At 54.1% G+C, this 246-nt stretch carries 1 protein-coding gene; it reads right to left on the bottom strand.

All coding sequences use genetic code 11. From position 1 onward, the window contains the following. The coding region (locus R0J87_RS23355) for a 6-carboxytetrahydropterin synthase (RefSeq protein ID WP_498889358.1) at window positions 1–246 on the bottom strand (246 nt) is incomplete at both ends.

Below are 246 nucleotides of genomic sequence, written 5' to 3'. Positions count from 1 at the left end.
AGCGGCGTGCTCGCTCAGATTCAGCTCAGAGACACTCACCTGATCTTCGTCAGTGCCCAGATAGATATCCGTCCAGCGTTTCGCCCAGTCGGCTTCCAGCTTAGGGTCACGCTGGCCATCGACATACAGCTCAATCGGTGAACGGTGACCGTGTGCTATGCGCTGACAGTTGCCGTCATGCTTTTTCAGGCCGTGGCTGTAGTGATAAAAAGCACCATCAATCTTTTCGGGACGCAATACCAGTTC

Origin of the sequence: Halomonas sp. SIMBA_159, assembly GCF_046536035.1 — a bacterium.
Classification (GTDB): Bacteria; Pseudomonadota; Gammaproteobacteria; order Pseudomonadales; family Halomonadaceae; genus Vreelandella; species Vreelandella venusta_A.
Note: the sequence above shows the minus strand (reverse complement) of the source record. Positions and strands in the feature narration are given on the sequence as shown.